This is a genomic window from Candidatus Jordarchaeum sp. (assembly GCF_052745115.1).
The window spans coordinates 1-4081 of sequence record NZ_JBRAKS010000343.1; the positions used below are offsets into that span (position 1 = coordinate 1).

General features: G+C 41.0%; 8 protein-coding genes. 4 read left to right on the forward strand and 4 right to left on the reverse strand.

Annotated elements, in window-relative coordinates; all coding sequences use genetic code 11:
* The first annotated feature begins 157 nt into the window (after positions 1 to 157).
* The 4 genes from ACUVXA_RS17450 (at position 158) to ACUVXA_RS17465 (ending at position 1564) form a co-directional block, all read left to right on the forward strand.
* The gene (locus ACUVXA_RS17450) at positions 158 to 424 is read left to right on the forward strand and encodes a hypothetical protein (protein WP_445872561.1); all 267 of its coding nucleotides are present in this window, start codon (positions 158 to 160) and stop codon (positions 422 to 424) included.
* A gap of 2 nt (positions 425 to 426) precedes the next feature.
* Positions 427 to 579 (forward strand): hypothetical protein, encoded by a 153-nt coding sequence (locus ACUVXA_RS17455; RefSeq protein WP_445872562.1) that lies wholly within the window; start codon positions 427 to 429, stop codon positions 577 to 579.
* A 259-nt stretch (positions 580 to 838) separates the two neighbouring features.
* Positions 839 to 1090 carry an AbrB/MazE/SpoVT family DNA-binding domain-containing protein gene (locus tag ACUVXA_RS17460; RefSeq protein ID WP_445872563.1) on the forward strand — a complete coding sequence of 84 codons (252 nt, stop codon included), beginning with the start codon at positions 839 to 841 and terminating at the stop codon, positions 1088 to 1090.
* Entirely contained in the window at positions 1091 to 1564 is a 474-nt protein-coding gene (locus tag ACUVXA_RS17465; protein ID WP_445872564.1) for a PIN domain-containing protein, read from the forward strand.
* Positions 1565 to 2092: 528 nt separating this feature from the next.
* Here ACUVXA_RS17465 and ACUVXA_RS17470 read toward each other — a convergent pair.
* The 4 genes from ACUVXA_RS17470 to ACUVXA_RS17485 form a co-directional block, all read right to left on the reverse strand.
* Positions 2093 to 2518, reverse strand: coding sequence for a HEPN domain-containing protein (locus ACUVXA_RS17470; protein ID WP_445872565.1), 426 nt, complete (start codon positions 2516 to 2518; stop codon positions 2093 to 2095).
* A complete protein-coding gene (locus ACUVXA_RS17475; RefSeq protein WP_445872568.1) occupies positions 2508 to 2759 on the reverse strand; it encodes a nucleotidyltransferase domain-containing protein in 252 nt (83 codons plus the stop codon). The genes ACUVXA_RS17470 and ACUVXA_RS17475 overlap by 11 nt, the downstream gene beginning before the upstream one ends.
* 5 nt (positions 2760 to 2764) lie before the next feature.
* Positions 2765 to 2926 (reverse strand): hypothetical protein, encoded by a 162-nt coding sequence (locus ACUVXA_RS17480; protein ID WP_445872566.1) that lies wholly within the window; start codon positions 2924 to 2926, stop codon positions 2765 to 2767.
* A gap of 153 nt (positions 2927 to 3079) precedes the next feature.
* Positions 3080 to 3886 (reverse strand): class I SAM-dependent methyltransferase, encoded by an 807-nt coding sequence (locus ACUVXA_RS17485; RefSeq protein WP_445872567.1) that lies wholly within the window; start codon positions 3884 to 3886, stop codon positions 3080 to 3082.
* Positions 3887 to 4081 lie beyond the last annotated feature (195 nt).

Here is a 4081-nt window from a genome sequence, read left to right on the forward strand (position 1 = left end):
TTCAGTATCTTGGTAAGGTGTTACTAGACTTCCCGTTTCGCAAGAGGACAAAGAATCGGGAATCATTTGTGTTACCTCATTTTAACCCGTATCAACCTCAGCACGCATTATAAGTTTTATCCGAACAAATATATTTGTAGCCCGGGTTGGGGAGTGTATGGATCTTTTTAGGAGGAAGGGTGAGAGTGATGCGCGGTATAGGAAGGTGGTGGAGCAGGTGGAATCCGCGTGGAGGGGCTCTTCCACTGCTATGACGATGAGAGGATACCGAGGACAAACAATGACTTGGAGAACCTCATTGAGAGGCTTCGGAGTCTGTGGCGCAGGGTTACCGGGTGTAATGTTATGGATGATTGGATTCTTTTCCACGTCCCAGATGCTGTTTACGTTTTCAACTTCTTCGAGGGGTATCTGGAGGAGCTGAGGTTGGATGTAACTCTGAGAGAGGCTTTAGCTAGTGTTGAGCTTGAGGTCTACGTTGCCATACTGAGGGAGCGGGAGGAGAGGATGTTTGGCGACCGGTTCCAAAGGGAAGTAAACAGAAAACCGAAAAAAGCACTAGGCCTTAGGCGTAATTAATACTTCCAGATTTTTTCCGTTTTCAATCGTCTTTTATCAAATTTTTTGCATTTTTCGGTAGGATTTCTGTTAGATTTTAAACTTTTTCGCACCATTTCTGAATGAAAAATAATTATGCCTAAGGTCTACTGAAGGAAATCAGGGAAAAGAACAAAAAACTATACAATAGGATCTTTGTTTGAACATATGGGCATCACTTTACAGCGTCTGTAGAAATGTTTTTTAATTGTATTATTTTATTGTATTTTGGTGATGTATAATGTCTTTTTATAAATACAGAGTTAAGGTGTTAAGCGGCTACAGGGTATCCATTCCACAAGAGGTCAGGTCAAGATTTAACGTTAAGATTGGCGACGAACTGGACTTGGAAGTTAAGGGTGGAAGGCTGATTATCTCTTTTACGAAGGAGAGTCCACTTATGATGCTTGCCAGTATAGCCGAGGAGGCCCCCTCAGATGCCGGTGGTGACGAACTCTTTCTTAACGAACTCAAGAATAAGTTAGGTGGTTGAGTGAGGTTCGTTGATGCGCCGGTCTTCATAAAGTGGATGTCTGCCTCTAAGAAAGGATTGTCCTTGGAAGCAGCAATCAGCGGATACATTCTCTACAGGATTGAAAACATGGAGCCAGCCGCCACAACAACGCTTGTCAAAGATGAGGTGTTAATCTGGCTCTCCCACTACAGGGCTGGCGCACTTCCCACTTTCATTAAAGCCATCAGGGCCCTTTACTCCCTTGACATAATCGCGCCAACCCTAGAAGACCAGGAGAACGCTTGCAATATATACGGTAAGCTTCCTCTAGGCTTATCCGACCTCATAAGCGCTACGGTGATGAAGCGTTTGAACCTAACAGAAATATACACTCCAGATAAAGGGTTTGAGAAAAGCGGGATTATAACTGTTTTCTACGAGCTGGCGGAAAGAGAAGAGTTTAGAGAATTCACCAATTTCCTGAAAACCAAAAACTACAACCTTGCGTTCTAAAATCAACGCCCATCCAAAGCAGTGACCTCGCCGTGGTTTAGAATTTTTATTAATCTTTAATGTTTTAACAATGTTAGAGTAAAAAACTTTCAATCTCCGTAGCTGGAGGACGGTTTTTGCAAAGGTTGTATCATTTTATTTTGCCCCCGTATGTGAAAGGTGTGTGGGGCGCATTTCAGCCGGTGAGTGGTCTGGAACGACCTTATTTTGGGCAACCATGTGCTTTTAGAACATGTGCACCACCCTTTCTACTAATTTTGTTCACGTGTTTCTCGTTAATTATGTGGTTGTTTACTCCTTTGTTTCGGGCTTAAAAAACGCTTCTTTCCGGGGAAAATTGTGAGCAAAACAAGCGTATACTTCCCGTATACGGCTAAAAAAAGGCAGAAAACAGTTTTTTGAGAAACACAAGAAAAAAGCCTCAAAAAAGGCAGATTCTGCGAATCTATCGTCTGGAAGTGTCCTAGATGGGTAAGTTTCGAGCAACGGTTTATGGAGTTGAGGTCGAGTTTGGCTAAAGGTTCACTTTTAGATTGGGGCTTTTGAGGACTTGTCTATCCATTTAGATTTTATGAACCCTATTACTTTTTCTGCTAGAGAGATCGCTCTCTTTGCATCCTCTTCGTCAAACGCCTGAGAGGGGATGCCTCCGGGTAATACGTTGGGATATCTGGTGGGAATGTAGTATTTGTCAAGCGAACTGGCGTTTGATTCTATTATGCTAAATTCTGGGTCGAAATTTTTCGCATCTTTACATAGTTCTGCAGTGGAATATCCCCACACTTCTTCAGCGCCCTTCATAAAAAGATACGCTTTCAGAGCTTTTTCTACGGATTGCTGGGCGAGAAAACAGGCTACATTATATCTTTTACCTGAAAGGTTGAATTTGGCGTCGTCCAAATCTTGAAGTGCTTGTGAAAGCCACCTTTTTGCCTCTGAGGTTTTATTTTTCATATATAACCTCTCCGTTTTTCAGAGCGGATTTTATAAATTGATTGCTCTGTTTCATGTCCTCAAATTCTTCTGGTGTGTACACGAGTATGTCCATTGCTAAGCTTGGTTTTAAATGCTGGTAGAATTCTTCTAGTCTATCAAGAAATTTTTTACTCGTTTTCTTTATAATAAGAATATCCAGATCACTTGACTTGTGAACGGTATTTGAAACTGAAGAACCAAAAAATGATTTTTTCAACATCCAACTCAATAATTTTCGGGATAACTCTTCAATTCTTCCGCTATTAACTGCTTACGCTTTTGCGCCAAACCAATCTTGAACGGCAAATCAATCTTCTCCACATCATTTAAACTCTTTTCCACCAATGGCTTTAAGCTAGTAGCTTTCCTAAGGCAACTTTTAAACAATCGTTTTATTCTTTTATGACTTAACTATTAAAGATGTTTCCTTGTTTTCTTGCAAATTTAATATAAATGTAATATTAACATCTTTAAATAGTTTAAATTTTGGAAAAATTATTTTGACATAAAGCTTTGCTTTTCTTGATCCTTCTTTCAGACTCATTCCTTTTTCCGGTCGCCCTTTTTTATGGGTGTTCCACGAGCGATTATTATGTCTCCTAACATTGGGAACAGTTTTGCGATTTCGTCCAAGAATTGCATTATGGTCCAAGAGACCCTCTTAGGAAGAGAATTTAGGATTCTTCCCCACTGGTGCAAGTTCCAAAACATGGAGTGTCCTATCATTCCACTTCTTTTCAGAACGCCATTCATATACGCTTTTAAAACGAGGTAATCAAACCTCACTGTGTGGTCTTTTGGGACATCCCAGGGAGTTGGCCCGTCACCCACAAGCTTAAATTTTCTTCTCATAGCGTGTATTCTTCTCGCCATTTTGAAGCCTAAACTCTCAAAATTTGCCAGAGAAACCACTGCTCTTCCATCTGGTTTTAGAACTCTTGAAAAGTCTTTTAGTGTTGCTCGGGGGCTTGCAAAGTGGTCCATGGCTCCTTTACAGGTCACGGCGTCGAACGCGTTTTCTCTGAAGGGTAAATATTCAGCCGCCCCTCTGACTATGCTTACTTCCTGATTGTTGGAATTCACCCAGTCTCTTGCCTTTTTAACCATTATCTTAGAGGGATCGAGACCTATGACTCTTGCTCCTCTTTCGGCCATCATAGCCGCTTCTTTGCCTATTCCGCACCCCACATCCAGTGCCAAATCCTTTTTTTCTAGGAGAGCCATTTCAATGGTTCTTACTCCCATCATTTGAAAAAGGTAATCTGTGTCGGGATAATAGTAAACGGGAATCACACCCGCATCATCGTATTCTACCACCTGCTTTTTGTCCGGCAACCTCTCAAACATACAGATTTACCTCTAATCAATGTGCTAAGCGACGTATTCACCCAATCAATCTTATAAATGTACTCCATTCACTCTAAGAGCGAGCCTTCCAAAGGTAGTATTCACAATTATTTGAGTAAGAGAAGAGAAGTGGCTGGAGATGCTGTGTTGTATAATTTTTATTTTTTCACTTTATTTATATAATATGATGAATTT

Excerpts from the sequence above, each read along its gene's own strand:
- ACUVXA_RS17450 (WP_445872561.1), top strand. The coding sequence starts at position 158 with ATGGATCTTTTTAGGAGGAAGGGTGAGAGTGATGCGCGGTATAGGAAG.
- ACUVXA_RS17460 (WP_445872563.1), top strand. The coding sequence starts at position 839 with ATGTCTTTTTATAAATACAGAGTTAAGGTGTTAAGCGGCTACAGGGTA.
- ACUVXA_RS17470 (WP_445872565.1), bottom strand. The coding sequence starts at position 2,518 with ATGAAAAATAAAACCTCAGAGGCAAAAAGGTGGCTTTCACAAGCACTT.
- ACUVXA_RS17475 (WP_445872568.1), bottom strand. The coding sequence starts at position 2,759 with ATGTTGAAAAAATCATTTTTTGGTTCTTCAGTTTCAAATACCGTTCAC.
- ACUVXA_RS17485 (WP_445872567.1), bottom strand. The coding sequence starts at position 3,886 with ATGTTTGAGAGGTTGCCGGACAAAAAGCAGGTGGTAGAATACGATGAT.